This is a genomic window from Leclercia sp. UBA1284 (assembly GCF_002308415.1).
In the GTDB taxonomy this organism is placed as follows: domain Bacteria; phylum Pseudomonadota; class Gammaproteobacteria; order Enterobacterales; family Enterobacteriaceae; genus Enterobacter; species Enterobacter pneumoniae.
Map to the genome: position 1 here is coordinate 21531 of NZ_DBUS01000005.1, position 20899 is coordinate 42429.

Here is a 20899-nt window from a genome sequence, read left to right on the forward strand (position 1 = left end):
GATTAGCATGAAGCCGTCCGTCATTTTGTATAAAGCACTGCCTGAAGATCTGCAAAAACGCCTTGAATCACACTTCACCGTGACCCAGGTAAAAGACCTCAGCCCGGATACCGTGGCGCAGCACGCCGATGCCTTTAGCCGTGCCGTCGGTCTGCTGGGTTCAAGCGAAAAAGTAGATGCTGCGTTGCTGGAAAAAATGCCGGCGCTGCGTGCCACCTCAACCATCTCCGTTGGCTATGACAACTTCGACGTGGATGCCCTGAATGCCCGCCATGTCTTTCTGATGCACACCCCTTATGCCCTGACAGAAACCGTGGCCGATACGCTGATGGCGCTGGTACTGAGCAGCGCTCGCCGCGTGGTGGAGGTGGCTGAACGGGTTAAAGCGGGTGAATGGACCAAAAGCATCGGACCAGACTGGTTTGGCGTGGACGTTCACGGCAAGACATTGGGTATTGTTGGCATGGGTCGTATTGGCCTGGCGCTGGCGCAGCGCGCGCACTTCGGTTTTAACATGCCGATTCTTTATAACGCCCGGCGCCACCACAGCGAGGCTGAAGAGCGTTTCAATGCACGCTACTGCGAGCTGGATACCCTTCTTCAGGAAGCCGATTACGTCTGTCTGATCCTGCCGCTGACGGATGAGACCTATCATCTGATAGGTAAGGACGCGTTCGCGAAGATGAAGCCGTCGGCTATCTTTATCAATGCGGGTCGCGGTCCGGTCGTGGATGAAAAAGCGTTGATTGAAGCGCTGAAAAACGGGGAGATCCATGCCGCAGGTCTGGATGTGTTTGAGCAGGAGCCGCTGCCCGTTGATTCACCGCTGCTCCAACTTCCGAACGTGGTTGCGCTGCCGCATATTGGTTCTGCCACGCACGAAACTCGCTACAACATGGCGGCGACGGCGGTGGATAACCTTATCAATGCCCTTGAGGGTAAGGTAGAGAAAAACTGCGTGAACCCGCAGATAAAAGGCTAGAAACGAAAAAACCCGCCAGAAGGCGGGTTTTTGAATTCATGTGCTGCTGAGTTGAAGCTTACAGGCTTACAACGTTACCAGCTGCTGGGCCTTTAGCGCCGCTTTCGATGGTGAAGGACACTTTCTGACCTTCGTCCAGAGATTTGTAGCCATCGTTCTGGATAGCAGAGAAGTGTACGAACACGTCTTTAGAGCCATCGTCAGGAGTGATGAAGCCGAAACCTTTATCAGCGTTGAACCATTTTACCAGACCAGTCATTTTACCAGACATAGAAATTACCTTATTAAAAATTTGTTGTGCCTTCCGGCGCGATGGTTGCGTTACAGATTTTTAAGCGATGAAGGAAGGGTCACTACGAAGGGTATCTATGGATAACTCATCTGGACTGCTTAACTAAACTGCTTTAGGTCTGTGTAACAAACCGACGGGGATAGTTATACCGATGTGGTAGATGAATGACAAGCTTTATTTTAGCTACAGACAAAAAACCCCGCTTCTGGCGGGGTTTTTTATTTTATTCGGTGGCAGCAACTGCCGAACTCCACGCCTGGCTAAATGCCTGGTGCTGAGACGCCAGCGGTCCGATCAAGGTATTGTACTGACTGGCCTGCTGGGAGGTCGGGAACTGAATACCGCCCGAGACGAAGCTCACCTGCGTGCCCTGCTGAGTAATAAAGTCACCCACCTGCACCAGCTGCTGAGTAAAGATCTGCGCAGCCGGGATGAGGGGCTGCATAGCCTGGGCAGGTTCGGTCACCACTTTCGCAAAGGCTTTGTCGAACACCGGTTTTAAATCGTCGGCCTGCTTCAGGGCTGAATGGGCGCTGTCGGCCTGCATTTTGGCATTTTGCAGCTGCTGGCTCAGTACCCCAAGCGCACCATTTGACTGGCTTAGCGGTTCGCGCTGGGTCATATAATCCTGCGGCGCACGAATGGCGTTTACGCTGTCGACCACTGGACGCAAGCCGGAATCCATCGCCTGATTAACCTGCTGTGAATAAGCATACAGAATGGCGTAATCGGAGACGAAAGGACCAAACTGTTTTTTCTGATCCGCAGTCAGCGTAGGCAGACGCTCACCACTGCGCATCACGGTATTTTGCAGAAAATCGATAAACGCTTTACGCTGATCGCCTTCTTTATCGAAACACCCACTCAGGCCAACTACAATCAGTAACGCCGCAATCGGCGCAAACCAGCGAGAGCAGGACTTTCCTGTCGCCATTTTTAATACTCCTTTCACCCAAAAAACGCACACCAGCACACGCGTGCCCGACGCCCACAAGAATAGTCCAGCTGAAGCCGGCAAGATACTCTTTTCATATAAAACGGCTTGTGCGAATAAAATTCTTACGATTTACAAAATTCGACATTGTCAAACCGACTATCGAAAAATCAGATCATTAGCATGCAAATCTATCTCTGGATCATCCAAACCAAACGTATGGCCTGCAATTAATCACGCACGTGACGATCTGTTGTCTGTTTTACCGACTATTCTTAATTTGCTCTTTGATGTTCTTGATCCCGTTGTGCGATTTAAGAGGAGTTCTCAATGGAATTAAAAGATCCGACGTTTGAGTTGCTGAGCAGTCTTGAACAAATTGTTTTTAAGGATGTACCGCAGACGGTTACCCTGACGCAGAAGTCTAATCCCTTTACTGAATTCGAGCGTTTACGTAAAGGAACAGGCCTCAAGTTAGATGATTTCGCCAGAGCAATGGGTGTTAGCGTGGCTATGGTGCAGGAGTGGGAGTCGAAAAGAGAAAAACCCACCCCAAGCGAGCTGAAGCTAATGAGCCTGATTCAGGCAAGCCCTGCCCTCAGCAAGCAGACAGTGAAGTAAATGAGTTTAACCCCCGCCTAAGCGGGGGTTTGTGATCTTAGCGCGCACGACAGTACCACCCCTCCTCGCGCCACAGCAGTTCATGGGTCAACGCCAGGTTCTCCAGAAACGCGTTATCATGCGAAACCACTATCACCGCCCCCGGAAAATCAGCCAGCGCCGCTTCAATTGCCTGTACGGATGCCAGATCGAGATGGTTGGTCGGTTCATCCAGCAGCAGCAGTTGGGCCGTCTCCTCTCGCCACAGCACACAGGCCAGCGCCGCTTTTAACCGCTCACCGCCGCTCAGCTCAGCCAACGGCAGCGTGACGCTCTCTGCTCCCAGCTGCAGTTGCGCCAGCCGACTTCGTAGTACCCCCTCTTCCAGCGGCGTATTGTGCAGATTGAGATGGGTCATGACCGATTGCGACAAATCCAGCCGGGAAAGGTTTTGATCAAGATAAGCCGTTTTGACCGATACACGGCATGTCCCTGATACTGGCGGACACTCCCCGAGAATCACTTTCAGCAGGGTCGATTTCCCACAGCCGTTTGGCCCGCGTATTGCCACGCGCATCGGCCCCTCCAGACGCCAGTTGAGCGGCGGCAAGGCGAGATAAGGCAGGACAAGCTCTTCCAGAACCACGACCTGTTTTCCCTGCGCAATCTGGCTGCCGGGCAGAGTAAACATCACCGGGCTATCCTCCTCAACCCGCTTGCGCGCCTCGCTGACGGCGGTATTCAGGGTGATATTTTGCTCGTTATGCTGCCTGCGCCACGAACCGGGCCGCTCCTTCGCCGCCGCTTTGTATTTGACGCGTTCAAAGGAGGCAATATTGAGATTATCGACCGTACGCAGGGTTTTCGCCGATCGCCGCAAACTGTCGTCATGCTCTTTATGCATTCGCGCGCGCTCGCGTTTGCGCTCCGTCGCCGCATGCTCCAGCGCCGAGCGCGCAGCTTGCTGTTCGGCATTACGCTGGCGTTGATAATCGGCATAGTTCCCGCCGTAGCTCCGCAGGCCCGCTGGGCCCAACTCCAGAATACGGGGCACCTGTGACAACAGTTCACGATCGTGGGTCGCCACCAGCGCACGGCCTTTTCTTTGGGCCAGCGCCGCATAAAACCATGCCCGACCTTGCTGATCGAGATGATTGGTAGGTTCGTCCAGCAGTAAGTAGTCAGCATTAGCGGTAAACGCCCCGCACAATAGCGCGCGCACACGTTCGCCGCCGCTTAACTCTGCAGCGTAGCGATCGGGGTCAAAGGCAGGAAGGCGGGCCTCGATAAACGCCTCAGTCAGGCGCTCGTGGAGATCCCAGCACCCGTCGAGCAGCTCCAGATCCTCGGGCTGATAATCTCCCCTGTCGATCCGTTTACGGGCGGCAAAAATAGCCTCATAACCCAGTAGCCCGGCCAGCGTGGTGGTTGGAGAAATGTCTTGCTGCTGTGCCACATACAGGCAGCTGCCCGATCGTTCCAGATGACCACTGGTCGGTTTTTCGAGCCCGGCCAGCAGACGAAGCAGACGCGTTTTGCCGCTGCCGTTACGGCCAACCAGCGCGCAGAGGGCGTTATCCAGTGACAGCGTAAGCGGACCGAAAAGCGTTTCGCCTGTGGGAAACTGACAGGTGACCTGATGCAATATAAAAGAGGGGGATTGCGCAAAATGAGCCATAAGCACTCCTGAATGAAATCGGTTATCCCCTGCTGACGCGGTTGCGTGCGGCAAGGATCGAGGTTCATTAGGCGTGGTTGTTCATTTTGGCGGAGCGCTCCTGAGGGAAATTTAACGGGTGTCAGGATAACGCGTGTGCGCCGCCGGGGGCAAGGTTATTTTTTTCACCACCCTGTAGCGATAAAAAAACCCGCCAACTGGCGGGTTTTTATCACATCCATATTACTGCTGTAGGAGCGAAATATCCGCTACGCGCAGGAACAGCTCGCGCAGTTTTTCCAGCATAGAGAGGCGGTTAATACGCAGATCGTTATCTTCTACGTTCACCATCACTTTCTCAAAGAAGGCATCGATAACGTCACGCAGCTCTGCCAGCTCCACCAGCGCTTCCTGGTAACGACCTTCAGCGAAGACCGGTTCCAGTTTGTCTCGCAGCACCACAACCTGCATCGCCAGAGCGATCTCTTCCGGCTCTTTCAGGGTCGCAGCGTTTACGCGTTCGTTAAGCTTATCAGTCGACTTCGCCAGAATGTTGGAAACACGCTTGTTCGCTGCTGCCAGCGAGGCCGCGGCGTCCAGGGTACGGAAGTGGGAAACCGCCTTCATACGCGCATCGAAATCGGCCGGACGGGTCGGACGACGGGCCAGCACCGCCTGAATGGTGTCAACGGTATAGCCTTCATCCTGATACCAGGCACGGAAACGGCCGAGCATAAAGTCGATAACATCATCCACGACTTTCGCGTTGGTCAGCTTGTCACCGTACAGGCGCACCGCTTCTTCGGTCAGAGTCTGCAGATCCAGGTTGAGGTTCTTCTCAACGATGATACGCAGCACGCCGAGCGCGGCACGACGCAGCGCAAACGGGTCTTTGTCGCCTTTAGGATGCTGACCGATACCGAAGATACCCGCCAGGGTGTCCATCTTATCGGCGATCGCCACGGCACAGGCTACCGGGTTAGACGGCAGATCGTCACCCGCAAAGCGCGGCTGATACTGCTCGTTCAGGGCCACGGCCACATCTTCTGCTTCACCGTCATGGCGCGCATAGTGCATGCCCATCACGCCCTGAGTGTCGGTGAATTCGAAGACCATGTTGGTCATCAGGTCGCACTTGGACAGCAGGCCTGCACGGGTGGCGTGGTTGACGTCCGCACCGATTTCACGGGCGATCCAGCCGGAGAGCTCCGCAATACGGTCGGTCTTGTCGCGCAGCGTACCCAGCTGTTGCTGGAACAGCACGGTTTGCAGGCGAGGCAAGTGATCTTCCAGACGTTTTTTACGGTCACTATTAAAGAAGAACTCGGCATCCGCCAGACGTGGGCGCACGACCTTCTCGTTACCGGAGATAATCTGGATCGGATCTTTGGATTCGATGTTCGCCACAAAGATAAAGTTCGGCAGCAGTTTGCCGTCGTTGGCGTAAACCGGGAAGTACTTCTGGTCACCCTTCATGGTGTGAACCAGCGCTTCTGCCGGAACGGCCAGGAATTTCTCTTCGAACTTCGCGGTCAGCACAACCGGCCATTCCACCAGAGAGGTCACCTCTTCCAGCAGGCTGTCGCTCAGGTCAGCGTTTCCGCCAATCTGGCGTGCCGCTTCTTCGGCGTCCGCTTTGATTTTAGCTTTACGCTGTTCGTAGTCGGCAATGACCTTACCGCGCTCCAGCAGGATCTGTGGATACTGGTCTGCGTTATCGATGGTGAATTCCGGCTCGCCCATAAAGCGGTGGCCGCGGATCACGCGATCGGACGCCACGCCCAGAATGGTCGCAGGAATGACGGTATCGCCGAGCAGCAGGGTCACGGTATGAACAGGACGCACGAAGTGCACGTCGGACGCGCCCCAGCGCATCAGTTTTGGAATAGGCAGTTTCGCCAGCGACGTGGCGATCATGTTTGGCAGCAGCGCTTCTGCGCTTTCGCCTTTGACATGAGCGCGATAGAGCAGCCACTCGCCTTTGTCAGTGGTCAGACGCTCAGCCTGGTCCACGGTGATCCCGCAGCCGCGCGCCCAGCCTTCAGCCGCTTTGCTCGGCTTGCCTTCAGCATCGAATGCCTGTGCAATGGCCGGGCCACGTTTTTCCACTTCACGATCCGGCTGTGACGCCGCCAGGCTGGCCACTTTCAGCGCCAGACGACGCGGTGCAGCAAACCACTCAATTTTACCGTGCGCCAGGCCGGCGTTATCCAGCTCGGCAGTCACGTTCGCAGCAAAAGATTCAGCCAGGCTGCGCAGGGCTTTTGGTGGCAGCTCTTCGGTGCCGATTTCCACCAGGAAAGTTTTCTCAGACATGGCCGCCTCTTATTTGTTTCGGTTGCACATCGGGAAGCCAAGGGCTTCACGGGACGCATAGTAAGCTTCTGCAACGGCTTTGGTCAGGGTGCGAATACGCAGGATATAACGCTGACGTTCAGTCACGGAGATAGCTTTGCGGGCGTCCAGCAGGTTGAAGCTGTGGGCGGCCTTCAGAATACGCTCGTAGGCTGGCAGCGGCAGCGGAGTCTCCAGCGCCAGCAGTTGCTGCGCTTCTTTCTCGTACTGCTCGAAGCAGGTGAACAGGAAGTCCACGTCCGCATATTCGAAGTTATAAGTGGATTGTTCCACTTCGTTCTGATGGAACACGTCGCCGTAGGTGGTTTTACCCAGCGGGCCGTCGCTCCAGACCAGGTCGTAAACGCTGTCTACGCCCTGAATATACATTGCCAGACGTTCCAGACCGTAGGTGATCTCACCGGTGATCGGTTTACATTCCAGACCACCCACCTGCTGGAAGTAAGTGAACTGCGTCACTTCCATGCCGTTCAGCCACACTTCCCAGCCCAGACCCCAGGCACCCAGCGTTGGGTTTTCCCAGTTATCTTCCACGAAACGAATATCGTGAATGGTTGGATCCATACCCAGCTCTTTCAGCGACCCGAGGTACAGCTCCTGGATGTTGTCCGGAGAAGGCTTGATGACGACCTGGAACTGATAGTAGTGCTGTAAGCGGTTCGGGTTTTCGCCGTAACGGCCATCGGTCGGACGACGGGAAGGCTGAACATAGGCAGTAGCCATTGGCTCTGGCCCCAGTGCGCGCAGGCTGGTCATTGGGTGTGAGGTGCCGGCGCCAACTTCCATGTCCAAAGGTTGAACAATGGTGCAGCCCTGGCGAGCCCAGTAATCCTGTAACGTCAGGATCAGGCCCTGGAAGGTCTTGGTATCAAACTTTTGCATAGTATTTCGTGCTGGATACGTGTGGTTTTAAATGGAAGGGATCAGTATACCCGTCGGCTGGAAGATATACAGTACGAAACGGGGGTGTTTAAGGAAAATTGGGAAATAAGCGGGCTAGCCCGCGGCAGAAAGCGGCCTGGCAGGCTGTTTGCAGCGGGATTAACGCATAGAAAGATGTAAAAACTGCCCTTCTGCATCAAAAGAACAGACAAAGTTCTCATTGCGGGATGTCAGGCCGCGCATCTCATAACTGCCCTGGAACTGTTCAAACCCAGTCACGTCGATAGTCTGCGTACCGGTATTGTAACGGTGAGCTGCTTCGCCACGGCATAACGCCTCCATATCCAGCGACCGCGTTGGGCTTACCTTGAGGTTCTGCGCGGTTTGCGGCGGTGGCGCATCTGACGAGCTACACCCCGCCAACAGCGCAGGTAACAGCAGTAACATTGCTCGCATCATCATATTTATTATCGCCCTTAGCGGTGGCGGTTATTTTTACACTCTACGCTTTATAGAATAAGGTGACCTATTCTGCGAATCAGGCCACGCCTGGGCAAGACGGACCGGCCTAAACTCAGATTTATCCAGTGAGCGGCTGGTGATAATCAAGAGTCATACCCTTTTTAATGAGGAAACCGAGGGAAGGATGCAGGAAAAAATTAGCTGGATTGATAATCTGCGAGGGATCGCCTGTTTAATGGTAGTGATGATCCATACTACCACCTGGTATATTACCAACGCCCACAGTGTCAGCCTGGTTAACTGGGATATTGCCAATATTTTGAACTCTGCGTCGCGCGTCAGCGTGCCGCTTTTTTTTATGATTTCCGGTTTTCTCTTTTTTGGTGAGCGTAGTGCCCGCCCACGACACTTTTTACGCATCGGGCTCTGCCTGCTGTTTTATAGCCTGGTGGCTTTCCTCTACATCACACTGTTCACTTCAATTAACAGCGAACTTTCGCTGACAAACCTGCTGCAGAAGCCGGTTTTCTATCACTTGTGGTTCTTCTTCGCGATTATCGTTATCTACCTGATGTCACCGCTCATCCAGGTCAAGAACGTCAGCGGGAGGATGCTACTGGCGCTGATGGTGGTAGTCGGCGTGGTGGCGAACCCGAATACGGTATCGCAAAAGATCGGCGGTTTTGAATGGCTGCCCATTAATCTCTATATCAATGGCGATACTTTTTACTACGTGCTGTACGGTATGCTCGGCCGCGCGCTGGGCATGATGGATACGCGTAAACCCTGGCTGACCGGGTTATCTACCGCCCTGTTCCTGGCGGCGGTGCTGGTTATCTCGCGGGGGACAATGCACGAACTGCAATGGCGCGGAGCCTTTGCGGACACCTGGTATCTCTACTGTGGCCCTGCGGTCTTTATCTGTGCGGTGTCGCTTCTGATCATTGCCAAAAACACCATGAACAGCCGGCCCTTGCCGATACTGGGGCTGATCTCCCGCCACTCGCTGGCGATTTATGGTTTCCATGCGCTGGTGATCCACGCCCTGCGTACGCGCGGCATAGAGCTGAAGAGCTGGCCATTGCTGGATATCGTCTGGATTTTTACCGTCACGGTGGCGGTGAGTCTGCTGCTATCGATGCTGTTGCAACGTATTGATACGCGCCGTTTTGTCAGTTAATCAAGGCCGGGCATGTCGCCCGGCTCTATTTTCAGGACATGAGCGGCTGCAGCTGCTGGTAGATCTTGCGGAACACCTCGCGTCGCTCGGCATAGCGTGCGTGACGCGCGGCCTCAGGCGAGTGCTGCTGCTCCAGCGCCAGCTGTGGCAGCAAACTGGCTAAAGGCGTGTTCGGGTTCACCGCGATTTGCGCCAGCCGCGCCGCCCCCAGTGCCGGGCCGACGTCACCGCCGGTACGATAATCGAGCTGATGCCCGCTGATATCTGCCAGCATCTGCCGCCAGTACGCACTCCGAGCCCCGCCGCCGATAAGCGTAATACTGGTGGGACGCAGTCCACATTCATGTACCACATCCATGCCATCAGCCAGTGCATACCCCACACCCTCCAGCACCGCACGCGCCAGCTCGGCAGGGCCATGTTGATGCGTTAAGCCGAAAAAGACGCCCTTAGCGTTGGGGTTGTTATGCGGCGTACGCTCACCCGAAAGATAGGGCAGGAACCAGACGGCGTCCGCCTCTTCATTTGCTTGCTGCGCCGCGTCAATGAGCGCTGGCACCGTGCCCAGCCCGGTCAGCTTCGCCGCCCAGTCAAGGCAGGAGGCCGCACTTAACATGACCGACATCAGATGCCATTTCCCTGGCAGCGCATGACAAAAACTGTGCACAGCGCTCTGCGGATTGCTGCGATAGCCATCACTCACGGCAAAATAGACCCCGGATGTCCCCAGCGACAGCATCGCTTGCCCGGCATCGGCCATGCCGACACCAACCGCACCTGCGGCATTATCGCCACCGCCTGCCACCACCGGAACGGCAGGCATATTCCAGCCCTGCGCGACAGAGGGGGTGAGCGCACCGGTGATTTCGCTGCCTTCATAGAGTTTGGGCATCTGCTCACGGGAAAGCTGACAGGCATCCAGCATGGTGTCGCTCCAGTCGCGCTTCGCCACATCGAGCCACAGGGTGCCCGCGGCATCCGACATATCACTGGCAAAATCGCCGGTCATCCGCAGACGCAGATAATCTTTTGGCAAGAGCACTTTTGCGACCCGGGAGAAAATCTCTGGCTCATGGCGCTGCACCCACAATAACTTTGGCGCGGTGAAGCCCGGCATCATCAGGTTGCCCGTGATGTCACGCGAATCAGGTACCCGCGCTTCTAGCATCGCGCACTCTTCACCGCAGCGACCGTCATTCCAGAGAATCGCCGGGCGTAGTACCTGCTGGTTTTTGTCCAGCAGCGTGGCACCGTGCATCTGTCCGGCAATGCCCAGCGCCTTAACTTCATGCAGGCTATGTTGCGCGCCCAGCGCCTTCATGGCGCGATCTGTCGCCAGCCACCACTGTTCAGGATCCTGCTCAGACCACAACGGATGCGGGCGCGAGACATCCAGTTTTTCGGTATGCGCAGCCAGCACCTCTCCCTGGGCGCTAAGCAGGATAGCTTTCACACCCGATGTGCCAAGATCGATCCCGATATACATAGTGGTAACTCCTTAACAAAATGACCCGGCAGCATAGTGCGGCCGGGCATACGGGTTGGGCGATTACTTATCAAACAGATAATGATTGACCAGGTTTTCCAGCAACTCCTGATGGCCACTCTGGTGCTGCGGTGCCAGGTTATGCTGTTCAGCGTACTTCGCCACCTCCGTCAGTGATAACTGGCCTTTCAAAATTTGCTGGCCCAGCTCACTGTTCCAGCCGCCGTAGCGTTTTGCCACGCGCTTATCCAGCTCGCCGTCCTCAATCATGCGCGCCGCCACTTTCAGGGAAAGCGCCATGGTATCCATCGCCCCAATATGACCATAGAACAGATCATACTTATCGGTGCTCTGACGGCGCACTTTGGCGTCAAAGTTCAGGCCACCGGTGGTGAAGCCACCCGCTTTGATAATCTCGTACATCACCAGCGCGTTCTCTTCCACGCTCACCGGGAACTGGTCGGTATCCCAGCCCAGCTGCGGATCGCCACGGTTGGCATCGACAGAGCCGAAGATACCCAGCGCGATAGCAGAGGCGATTTCGTGGTGGAACGAGTGCCCTGCCAGGGTGGCATGGTTAGCCTCGATATTCACTTTAATCTCTTTTTCCAGGCCGAACTGCTTCAGGAAGCCGTAAACGGTCGCCACATCGTAGTCATACTGATGCTTGGTCGGCTCCTGCGGTTTCGGTTCAATCAACAGCGTGCCGCGGAAACCAATTTTATGTTTATGGTCGACCACCATCTGCATAAAGCGCCCAATCTGTTCGCGCTCCTGGCGCAGATCGGTGTTCAGCAGCGTTTCATAGCCTTCGCGGCCGCCCCACAGAACGTAGTTTTCGCCGCCCAGTTGATGCGTGGCATTCATGGCCGTCACCACCTGAGTCGCGGCCCAGCTGAACACTTCCGGATCCGGGTTGGTGGCCGCACCCGCACCGTAACGCGGATGCGTGAAGCAGTTAGCGGTACCCCACAGCAGTTTGACGCCGCTTTGTTGCTGTTTCTCAGCCAGCACATCAACCATCTGGGCGAAGTTATTCAGATACTCTTTCAGCGACGCGCCTTCAGGCGAGACATCCACATCGTGAAAACAGTAATAAGGCACGTTCAGTTTATGGAAGAATTCAAATGCGACGTCAGCTTTACGTTTTGCCAGCTCCATCGCCTCACCAGGCTGCTGCCACGGGCGGTCAAACGCGCCTACACCAAACATATCGGCGCCATTCCAGCAGAACGTGTGCCAGTAACAGGCGGCGAAACGCAGGTGGTCTTCCATGCGCTTACCCAGCACCAGCTCATCCGGATTGTAGTGACGAAACGCTAATGGATTAGCGGATTTTGGCCCTTCGTAACGAACGCGTTCGAGTTGGTCGAAATAAGCTTGCATATTGAGCTCCATAATCAGGGATACGGCGAAAAAGTGATTCTGGAGTAATAGTGAATAGACATTCCCGCTTGCTCAATTACGTTATTTCACACTGCTATTGAGAGAATGCGCAAACGTGCGCTGGCTCGCAAAATTAATCTGCAGAGAAGCTAATTTTTCGGCATTAATTCCAGATCGATGTGTAATTAATGGCTTACGTTTTTTAAAATCCGATCGCGGTCATAAATTCGAAAATAAACCAAATATCATAACGAGAAGATAAAAATCTGTAATTGCCAGCCTGCCTTTCCCCGTTAAGAATTTGTTGCGTCTCCTGCAGTGAAGGTTTCTTTTATCTCAGCATCATCACCCTACAAAAAGGCTATAAAATTATGAAGATAAAGAATCTATGCCTCACCCTCTGCGCCTCTCTCGTTTTGGCGAGCGCGGCGGGTCATGCGAAAGAAGTCAAAATCGGAATGGCGATTGACGATCTCCGTCTGGAGCGCTGGCAAAAAGATCGCGACATTTTTGTGAATAAAGCAGAAGCATTAGGCGCCAAAGTGTTTGTTCAGTCTGCCAATGGCAATGAAGAGACCCAGATGTCGCAAATTGAAAATATGATTAACCGCGGCGTCGACGTATTAGTCATTATTCCTTACAACGGTCAGGTATTAAGTAACGTCATCAAAGAAGCAAAACAAGAAGGTATTAAAGTCCTGGCTTATGACCGGATGATTAATAACGCCGATATCGATTATTATATTTCTTTTGATAATGAGAAAGTGGGTGAACTGCAGGCGCAAAGCCTGGTGGCCAAGGTGCCTGAGGGCAATTACTTCCTGATGGGCGGCTCGCCGGTAGATAACAACGCCAAACTGTTCCGCCAGGGACAGATGAAAGTGCTGAAACCTTATATCGACGGCGGCAAGATTAAAGTGGTTGGCGATCAGTGGGCCGATGGCTGGTTACCCGAAAACGCACTGAAAATTATGGAAAACGCGTTAACGGCAAATAACAACCATATTGATGCCGTTGTCGCCTCCAACGATGCCACCGCCGGCGGTGCCATCCAGGCGCTGAGCGCCCAGGGGCTGGCAGGTAAAGTCGCCATCTCCGGCCAGGATGCCGACCTCGCTGGGGTTAAACGCATTGTTGCCGGCACGCAGACCATGACGGTCTATAAACCCATCACCGAGCTGGCAACCACCGCAGCAGAAATTGCCGTTGAGCTGGGCAACGGTCAGCAGCCTAAAGCGGATGCGTCGTTGAATAATGGCCTGAAAGATGTCCCTGCCCGCCTGCTGACCCCTATCGAAGTCAATAAAGAGAACATTGACGCCACGGTCATCAAAGACGGCTTCCATAAAAAGAGCGAACTCTAATCCAGTATGGCCCCCACCTCCGGGGGCCTGATCTCTCCTCAGGGCATGCGGGGCAGTTATGTCTTATCTACTGGAAATGAAAAGTATCACCAAAGCGTTTGGCGCCGTGAAAGCGGTCGATAACGTTAGTCTGCGCTTAAATGCCGGGGAAATCGTCTCGTTATGCGGTGAAAATGGCTCCGGCAAGTCCACGCTCATGAAGGTGCTGTGCGGCATTTATCCCCACGGCAGCTATGACGGCGAAATCGTCTTCGCGGGCGAGACATTACAGGCCAGCCACATTCGCGATACGGAGCGCAAAGGCATCGCCATCATTCATCAGGAGCTGGCGCTGGTGAAACACCTCACGGTGCTGGAAAACATTTTTCTCGGTGCCGAGCTAAGCCGCCACGGCGTACTGGATTACGACACCATGACTTTGCGCTGCGAGAAACTGCTGGCGCAGGTGAGCCTGGCGATCTCGCCCGATACCCGAGTCGGCGACTTAGGGCTGGGGCAACAGCAGCTGGTGGAAATTGCCAAAGCGCTCAATAAACAGGTGCGCTTGTTGATCCTCGACGAACCTACGGCGTCCCTCACCGAACAGGAGACCGCGGTATTGCTGGACATCATTCGTGACCTGCAAAACCACGGGATTGCCTGCATCTATATTTCGCACAAGCTGAACGAAGTGAAAGCCATCTCTGACACCATCTGCGTGATTCGCGATGGGCAGCATATTGGCACCCGTGCCGCAGAGGGGATGAGCGAAGATGACATTATTACCATGATGGTGGGACGTGAGCTGACGGCGCTCTACCCCAACGAACCCCACACCATTGGAGAAGAGGTGCTGCGCGTGGAGCACCTCACCGCGTGGCACCCGGTGAACCGCCACATTAAGCGCGTCAACGATATCTCCTTCTCTTTGCATCGGGGAGAGATCCTCGGTATCGCCGGCCTGGTGGGCGCCGGGCGTACCGAAGCGATGCAGTGCCTGTTTGGCGTCTGGCCCGGTCGGCGCGAAGGGGCCCTCTTTATCGACGGGCAACCGGTCACCATCAACAACTGTCAGCAGGCCATCGCCCAGGGTATCGCCATGGTGCCGGAAGATCGCAAGAAAGATGGCATCGTGCCGGTCATGGCGGTGGGGAAAAATATCACCCTTGCGGCTCTGGATCAGTTCTCCGGAACCCTGAGCAGCCTGGACGACGCTGCCGAGCAGCACTGTATTTTGCACTCCCTGCAACGTCTGAAGGTCAAAACCTCATCGCCCGATCTGGCGATTGGTCGCCTGAGCGGCGGTAACCAGCAGAAGGCGATTCTGGCCCGCTGTCTGCTGCTCAATCCACGCATTTTAATTCTCGATGAGCCCACGCGCGGCATCGACATTGGCGCGAAATATGAAATCTACAAATTGATTAACCAGCTAGTGCAGCAGGGCATTGCCGTCATTGTGATCTCCTCAGAACTGCCTGAAGTGCTGGGGCTGAGCGATCGGGTGCTGGTTATGCACGAAGGGAAACTCAAAGCCAACCTGAAAAACCAGAACCTGACGCAGGAGCAGGTAATGGAAGCCGCATTAAGGAGCGAACGTCATGTCGAAAAGCAACCCGTCTGAAGTGAAAGTCGCCGTGCCAACGCCAGGGGCCTTTTCGGGTCTAAAAGCGCTGAATTTGCAGGTCTTTGTGATGATCGCCGCGATTGTGGCGATCATGCTGTTCTTCACCTGGATGACGGACGGCTCTTATCTCAGCGCGCGTAATATCTCTAACCTGCTGCGTCAGACCGCCATAACTGGCATCCTGGCGGTGGGCATGGTGTTTGTGATTATCTCTGCGGAGATCGACCTTTCGGTCGGGTCGATGATGGGGTTGCTGGGCGGCGTGGCGGCGATTTTTGATGTCTGGCTGGGCTGGCCGCTGCCGCTGACCGTGGTTGTTACCCTGCTGCTCGGCTTGCTGCTCGGAACCTGGAACGGCTGGTGGGTGGCCTACCGTAAAGTACCCTCATTCATTGTGACCCTCGCCGGGATGCTGGCCTTCCGCGGCATTCTGATTGGTATTACCAACGGCACCACCGTGTCGCCCACCAGCGCCTCTATGTCACAGATTGGTCAAAGTTACCTCTCCGATGGTATTGGCTTTACCCTGGGCGCCATTGGCCTGATGGCGTTTGTCGCCTGGCAGTGGCGTGGCAGAATGCGTCGCCAGGCGCTGGGGCTCGCTGCGCCCACCGCGGCACCATTCGTGGGGCGTCAGGCGCTGACGGCGGTGATCGTGCTGGGTGCTATCTGGTTGCTTAACGACTATCGCGGCGTACCGACGCCGGTGCTGTTGCTGGTTTTACTGCTGCTGGCGGGAATGTTCATGGCGACGCGCACCGCATTTGGTCGGCGAATTTATGCCATCGGCGGCAACATTGAAGCCGCTCGCCTTTCCGGCATTAACGTTGAGCGCACTAAGCTCGCCGTCTTTGCTATCAACGGCCTGATGGTGGCGATTGCCGGGCTGATTTTAAGCTCACGTCTGGGAGCCGGTTCACCCTCTGCGGGCAATATCGCCGAGCTGGATGCGATTGCCGCCTGTGTGATTGGTGGAACCAGTCTCGCCGGGGGGATTGGCAGCGTGGCGGGTGCGGTGATGGGGGCATTTATTATGGCGTCTCTGGATAACGGAATGAGTATGATGGACGTGCCGACATTCTGGCAATATATCGTTAAGGGCGCCATTTTGCTGCTGGCGGTATGGATGGATTCAGCCACCAAGCGACGTGCCTGAAGATAAATCGGTCACCTGTCAATGACACTGGGAAAAGCGTGCCATGTTTGAGAAGCGCCACCGCATTACGTTGTTGTTCAATGCCAATAAAGCCTACGACCGCCAGGTGGTAGAGGGCGTTGGTGAATATTTGCAGGCGTCGCAATCGGAGTGGGATATCTTTATCGAAGAGGATTTCCGCACCCGCATCGAAAACATTAAAGACTGGTTGGGTGACGGTGTGATCGCCGACTACGACGATGACGTCATCCAACAACTGCTGAAAGATGTCGACCTGCCCATCGTGGGCGTCGGCGGATCCTATCACGCGCCGGAAAATTATCCCGGCGTGCACTACATCGCGACCGACAACCACGCGCTCGTTGAGAGCGCGTTTCTGCATTTGAAAGAAAAAGGGGTACATCGCTTCGCCTTCTATGGCCTGCCCGCCTCGAGCGGCAAACGCTGGGCTGCCGAGCGTGAGTATGCGTTCTGTCAGTTGGTGGCGAAAGAGAAGTATCGCGGGGTGGTCTATCAGGGGCTGGAAACTGCGCCGGAAAACTGGCAGCACGCGCAGAACCGCCTGGCCGACTGGCTGCAAACCTTGCCGCCGCAAACCGGCATCATCGCCGTGACGGATGCCCGCGCACGCCATGTGCTGCAGGTTTGCGAGCATCTGCACATCCCGGTACCGGAAAAACTGTGCGTGATTGGCATCGATAACGAAGAGCTGACCCGCTACCTGTCACGGGTGGCGTTATCGTCAGTGGCGCAGGGAACTCGCCAGATGGGGTATCAGGCCGCCAAGCTGCTGCACCGCCTGCTGGATAATGAACATCTCCCTTTGCAACGCCTGCTGGTGCCGCCGGTACGCGTGGTGGAACGTCGCTCTACCGATTACCGTTCGCTTAACGATCCGGCGGTTATTCAGGCCATGCACTATATCCGCAACCATGCCTGCAAAGGCATAAAGGTAGATCAAGTCCTGGATGCGGTGGGGATTTCCCGCTCAAATCTGGAGAAGCGTTTTAAAGAGGAGGTGGGGGAGACTATCCACGCGGTGATCCATGCCGAGAAACTGGAGAAAGCGCGCAGTCTGTTAATTTCGACCTCACTCTCTATCAACGAAATTTCGCAAATGTGTGGTTATCCGTCGCTGCAGTATTTCTATTCGGTATTTAAAAAAGAGTACGACACCACGCCGAAGGATTATCGCGATCGTCATAGCGAAGTATTAATTTAACGCTGAATGAGCAAAGAAAACGCCTTCCGGATGGAAGGCGTTTTTATAAGATAACAGATTACATATGGGCGGCAATTAAGCGCTGATTATCCTGATACATTGAGAACAGGTAATTGTTATAGCGCTGCCCCTGCGTCGAGTACCCTTTCAGCTTGTGAATCATGGTGCTCGCCGTCACTTCCTGGTCCGCTTTACGCAACTGAGCACGGGACTTACGGAATGAGTTGTACGCCGGGTGCGTATTCAGGTTCACCACGTAGGCATTGACCGAATCTTTGACGGAATCAAAGTGCGAATAGCCACGAACTTTGCCCGGCGCATTACAGCTGCCTTTTCCGCACTTCATGCCGAACAGGTTGTTGTTGCTACGGGCCAGCTTAGAGGTACCCCAACCGCTTTCTGCTGCGGCCATGGTTGCCACCATGCTGCCTGGAATAATATCCACGCGCTCAAGCAAAGTGTTCCACGGAACACGGCGGGTATTGCCAGACCAGCTGATCTTGTAACGTTTGGTGATGTCTTTCAGACGTGAGCGCTCAGCTGGAGACCAGCGGCTCGCGTACTGTTTAGATATTAACCAGTTACGATCGGCGGTAATCGCAGCGTTTTGGCTTGTGATATAAGGCATTACCGTCCGGAGAAACGCTTTTTTCCTTGGTGTCCCGGAAGGGTATTTTCGCAAATCAGGAAGTGAACTGCTCTTTACACTATTGCGAGAATACTCTTGTTTACTGCTAACCTTATTACTTACCGTCTTACTGCTTACTTTCTTACTAATATGGGCTTTGTGACTCGTTGTATCCGTGTGCGTCTTCGCAAGCACCCCACCTGAAAATGTCATGGTGAGTAACATGAGTATCGCGGCCCCATATCGTCGTATGGGAATCGATATCATTAGGTCTCCTGGTCGGATTTGAACATTCCAACACCTTATTTTTTTCACAAAATTGAGAGGTGAATCTCAAATCATAACAAAAATACCCTTCCAGAGCACCCTTAGAAATAGTCTAAATCCGAAACCATGTCATCAGGACGCTGCTCAGTTAAGCATCATTTTCTGCAAATTGTGCGCGATATCGCAGATAAGTGGCTAAATTAGCGCGAGATCACTCACCCTTTCGTCTCCTCCCTCAGCCTTTCTCCCAGGGAGGAGTTTGCGCTGCCAGCCTGCTGGCAAAATAGGCAAAACGCTGCGACAGGAATGTAAAATGAAACACTCAGCTTTAGCGCTTGTGTTGTTGCCTGCCATGGCCTGCGCCGACTGGTCGGCCGACGGTTTTCCTGCCTTTCAGGCAGAAGGCACAGGTCTGTACACCGCCCATGCAAAGCTTGCGAAGGGTACACGCCCTTTAAGCCTCATTTTTGACCAGACGTGCTGGCAGCCGGCCGGCCCCGTCAAACTCAATGAGATGCTGTCGCTCAAACCCTGTGAAGGTGATAAGCCACAGTGGCGCCTGTTTCGCGACGGTGAGTATCAAATGCAGATCGATACCCGCTCTGGCACGCCGACACTGATGCTGAGTGTCAAAACCGCCAACGCGCAGACTGTTGCCAGCGTCACCCGTCAATGTCCGAAATGGGACGGCGCGCCGGTGACCCTGGATGTCAGCAGCACATTTCCGGAGGGCAGCGTCGTACGGGATTTCTACAGCAAGCAGACTGCCACCGTTCAACAGGGCAAAATTACCCTGCGCCCTGCGGCCAATAGTAATGGCCTGTTGCTGCTCGAGCGCGCCGAAACCGATAAAGCGGCCCCCTTTAGCTGGCAAAACGCTACCGTCTATTTTGTCTTAACCGATCGCTATGTAAATGGCGACCCCACCAACGACAACAGCTACGGCCGGCACAAAGACGGTATGCAGGAGATCGGTACTTTCCACGGCGGCGATTTAAAAGGGCTCACCAGCAAGCTGGATTACCTGCAGCAGCTCGGGGTGAATGCTTTATGGATCAGTTCTCCGCTGGAGCAGATCCACGGCTGGGTAGGCGGCGGCACCAAAGGCGACTTCCCCCACTACGCCTACCATGGTTACTACACGCAGGACTGGACCCGGCTTGATGCCAATATGGGCAATGAGACAGACCTGCAACAACTGGTCGACGAAGCGCACCGCCGCGGCATCCGTATCCTGTTTGACGTGGTGATGAACCACACGGGCTATGCCACCCTTGCGGATATGCAGGCGTTTCAGTTTGGCGCCCTTTACCTTAAGGGCGATGAGCAAAAAAAGATTCTGGGTGAACGCTGGACCGACTGGAAACCTGCCGCCGGACAGAGCTGGCATAGCTTTAATGATTACATCAATTTCAGCGACAAAGCCGCCTGGGATAAATGGTGGGGCAAGCAGTGGATTCGAACCGACATTGGTGATTACGACAACCCCGGCTTTGATGACCAGACCATGTCGCTCGCTTTCTTACCGGATCTGAAAACCGAATCCACCACCCCATCGGGTTTACCAAACTTTTATCAGCACAAACCCGATACCCATGCGAAACCGCTTCCCGATGCCACCCCACGTGATTACCTCGTCACCTGGCTCAGTCAGTGGGTGCGGGATTACGGTATCGACGGCTTCCGGGTCGATACTGCCAAACACGTGGAGCTTGCGGCCTGGCAGCAGTTAAAAGCGCGATCGAGCGAGGCGCTGGTCGCATGGAAGCAGGCGAATCCCGATAAAAAGCTGGATGACGCCCCCTTCTGGATGACCGGTGAAGCCTGGGGCCATGGCGTAATGCGCAGCGATTACTACCAGCACGGTTTTGATGCGATGATCAATTTCGATTATCAGGAGCAAGCGGCCAAAGCGGTGGACTGCCTGTCCGATATGGATCTCACCTGGCAGCAAATGGCAGAGAAATTACAGGACTTCAATGTGCTGAGCTACCTCTCGTCACATGATACGCGCCTGTTCCGCGAAGGCGGTTCGCGGGCGGCGGAGCTGCTGTTGCTGGCGCCCGGCACGGTGCAAATCTTCTATGGCGATGAGTCTGCCCGCCCGTTTGGCCCAACCGGCTCGGACCCTTTGCAAGGCACCCGCTCGGAGATGAACTGGCAGGAGGTGACCGGCAAACAGGCGAAGTCCGTGGCGCACTGGCAGTTGCTTGGGCAGTTCCGCGCTCGCCATCCGGCAATAGGTGAAGGCAAGCAAACCACCCTGACGCTGAGCCAGGGGTACGGTTTTGTGCGCCAGCATCATGACGACAAAGTGATGGTGGTGTGGGCTGGTCAACACTGAATCCAAATGCGCGCTTCGCCACTCCGGCGAGGCGCGCTAAAACAGCATAATTCACTTCCCTAAGGCTTTTTTTCCCTATATAGACGCAAACAAGCCCAG

At 54.9% G+C, this 20899-nt stretch carries 17 protein-coding genes; 8 read left to right on the forward strand and 9 right to left on the reverse strand.

What is annotated here, in order from left to right; genetic code table 11:
* Window positions 1–7 precede the first annotated feature (7 nt).
* Window positions 8–982 (forward strand): glyoxylate/hydroxypyruvate reductase GhrB, encoded by a 975-nt coding sequence (ghrB, locus tag B3511_RS02155; protein ID WP_286772271.1) that lies wholly within the window; start codon window positions 8–10, stop codon window positions 980–982.
* Window positions 983–1040: 58 nt separating this feature from the next.
* Here ghrB and cspE read toward each other — a convergent pair whose 3' ends face one another.
* A complete protein-coding gene (cspE, locus tag B3511_RS02160) occupies window positions 1041–1253 on the reverse strand; it encodes a transcription antiterminator/RNA stability regulator CspE (protein WP_032615822.1) in 213 nt (70 codons plus the stop codon).
* A 244-nt stretch (window positions 1254–1497) separates the two neighbouring features.
* Window positions 1498–2208 carry a DUF3053 domain-containing protein gene (locus B3511_RS02165; RefSeq protein WP_040077902.1) on the reverse strand — a complete coding sequence of 237 codons (711 nt, stop codon included), beginning with the start codon at window positions 2206–2208 and terminating at the stop codon, window positions 1498–1500.
* 330 nt (window positions 2209–2538) lie between these two features.
* Between B3511_RS02165 and B3511_RS02170 the strand changes: the two genes are divergently transcribed.
* Window positions 2539–2829, forward strand: coding sequence for an HTH-type transcriptional regulator (locus tag B3511_RS02170; protein ID WP_046886264.1), 291 nt, complete (start codon window positions 2539–2541; stop codon window positions 2827–2829).
* Between the two features lie 37 nt (window positions 2830–2866).
* Here the strand turns inward: B3511_RS02170 and B3511_RS02175 are convergent, their stop codons facing one another.
* From B3511_RS02175 to B3511_RS02190, 4 genes are all read right to left on the reverse strand, one after another.
* The gene (locus tag B3511_RS02175) at window positions 2867–4486 is read right to left on the reverse strand and encodes an ABC-F family ATP-binding cassette domain-containing protein (RefSeq protein WP_286772273.1); all 1620 of its coding nucleotides are present in this window, start codon (window positions 4484–4486) and stop codon (window positions 2867–2869) included.
* 222 nt (window positions 4487–4708) lie between these two features.
* Window positions 4709–6781 (reverse strand): glycine--tRNA ligase subunit beta, encoded by a 2073-nt coding sequence (glyS, locus tag B3511_RS02180; protein WP_207292763.1) that lies wholly within the window; start codon window positions 6779–6781, stop codon window positions 4709–4711.
* A 9-nt stretch (window positions 6782–6790) separates the two neighbouring features.
* The gene (gene glyQ, locus B3511_RS02185) at window positions 6791–7702 is read right to left on the reverse strand and encodes a glycine--tRNA ligase subunit alpha (RefSeq protein WP_003860141.1); all 912 of its coding nucleotides are present in this window, start codon (window positions 7700–7702) and stop codon (window positions 6791–6793) included.
* Between the two features lie 159 nt (window positions 7703–7861).
* Complete coding sequence (locus B3511_RS02190) at window positions 7862–8158, reverse strand: YsaB family lipoprotein (RefSeq protein ID WP_411815390.1); 297 nt, start codon at window positions 8156–8158, stop codon at window positions 7862–7864.
* Between the two features lie 190 nt (window positions 8159–8348).
* Between B3511_RS02190 and B3511_RS02195 the strand changes: the two genes are divergently transcribed.
* Window positions 8349–9344: an acyltransferase gene (locus tag B3511_RS02195; RefSeq protein ID WP_212478145.1), complete on the forward strand. Its 996-nt coding sequence runs from the start codon at window positions 8349–8351 to the stop codon at window positions 9342–9344.
* A 31-nt stretch (window positions 9345–9375) separates the two neighbouring features.
* Here the strand turns inward: B3511_RS02195 and xylB are convergent, their stop codons facing one another.
* Complete coding sequence (gene xylB, locus B3511_RS02200) at window positions 9376–10830, reverse strand: xylulokinase (protein WP_286772292.1); 1455 nt, start codon at window positions 10828–10830, stop codon at window positions 9376–9378.
* 63 nt (window positions 10831–10893) lie between these two features.
* Complete coding sequence (xylA, locus tag B3511_RS02205) at window positions 10894–12216, reverse strand: xylose isomerase (RefSeq protein WP_286772293.1); 1323 nt, start codon at window positions 12214–12216, stop codon at window positions 10894–10896.
* Window positions 12217–12587: 371 nt separating this feature from the next.
* On the opposite strand from xylA, the gene xylF reads away from it, so the two are divergent.
* From xylF to xylR, 4 genes are read left to right on the forward strand one after another with little or no spacing between them, the layout of a single operon-like run.
* Window positions 12588–13580 carry a D-xylose ABC transporter substrate-binding protein gene (gene xylF, locus B3511_RS02210; protein WP_040077894.1) on the forward strand — a complete coding sequence of 331 codons (993 nt, stop codon included), beginning with the start codon at window positions 12588–12590 and terminating at the stop codon, window positions 13578–13580.
* Window positions 13581–13638: 58 nt separating this feature from the next.
* Window positions 13639–15180, forward strand: coding sequence for a xylose ABC transporter ATP-binding protein (locus B3511_RS02215; protein ID WP_286772294.1), 1542 nt, complete (start codon window positions 13639–13641; stop codon window positions 15178–15180).
* On the forward strand, window positions 15158–16339 hold the full coding sequence (gene xylH, locus B3511_RS02220; RefSeq protein ID WP_040077891.1) for a xylose ABC transporter permease XylH: 1182 nt from the start codon (window positions 15158–15160) through the stop codon (window positions 16337–16339). The genes B3511_RS02215 and xylH overlap by 23 nt, the downstream gene beginning before the upstream one ends.
* Window positions 16340–16382: 43 nt before the next feature.
* Window positions 16383–17561: a D-xylose utilization transcriptional activator XylR gene (xylR, locus tag B3511_RS02225; protein ID WP_040077890.1), complete on the forward strand. Its 1179-nt coding sequence runs from the start codon at window positions 16383–16385 to the stop codon at window positions 17559–17561.
* 58 nt (window positions 17562–17619) lie between these two features.
* Here the strand turns inward: xylR and B3511_RS02230 are convergent, their stop codons facing one another.
* Window positions 17620–18456 carry a protein bax gene (locus tag B3511_RS02230; protein ID WP_046886273.1) on the reverse strand — a complete coding sequence of 279 codons (837 nt, stop codon included), beginning with the start codon at window positions 18454–18456 and terminating at the stop codon, window positions 17620–17622.
* A gap of 313 nt (window positions 18457–18769) precedes the next feature.
* Here B3511_RS02230 and B3511_RS02235 point away from each other — a divergent pair, with 313 nt between their 5' ends.
* Window positions 18770–20800, forward strand: coding sequence for an alpha-amylase (locus B3511_RS02235; RefSeq protein ID WP_286772295.1), 2031 nt, complete (start codon window positions 18770–18772; stop codon window positions 20798–20800).
* Window positions 20801–20899 lie beyond the last annotated feature (99 nt).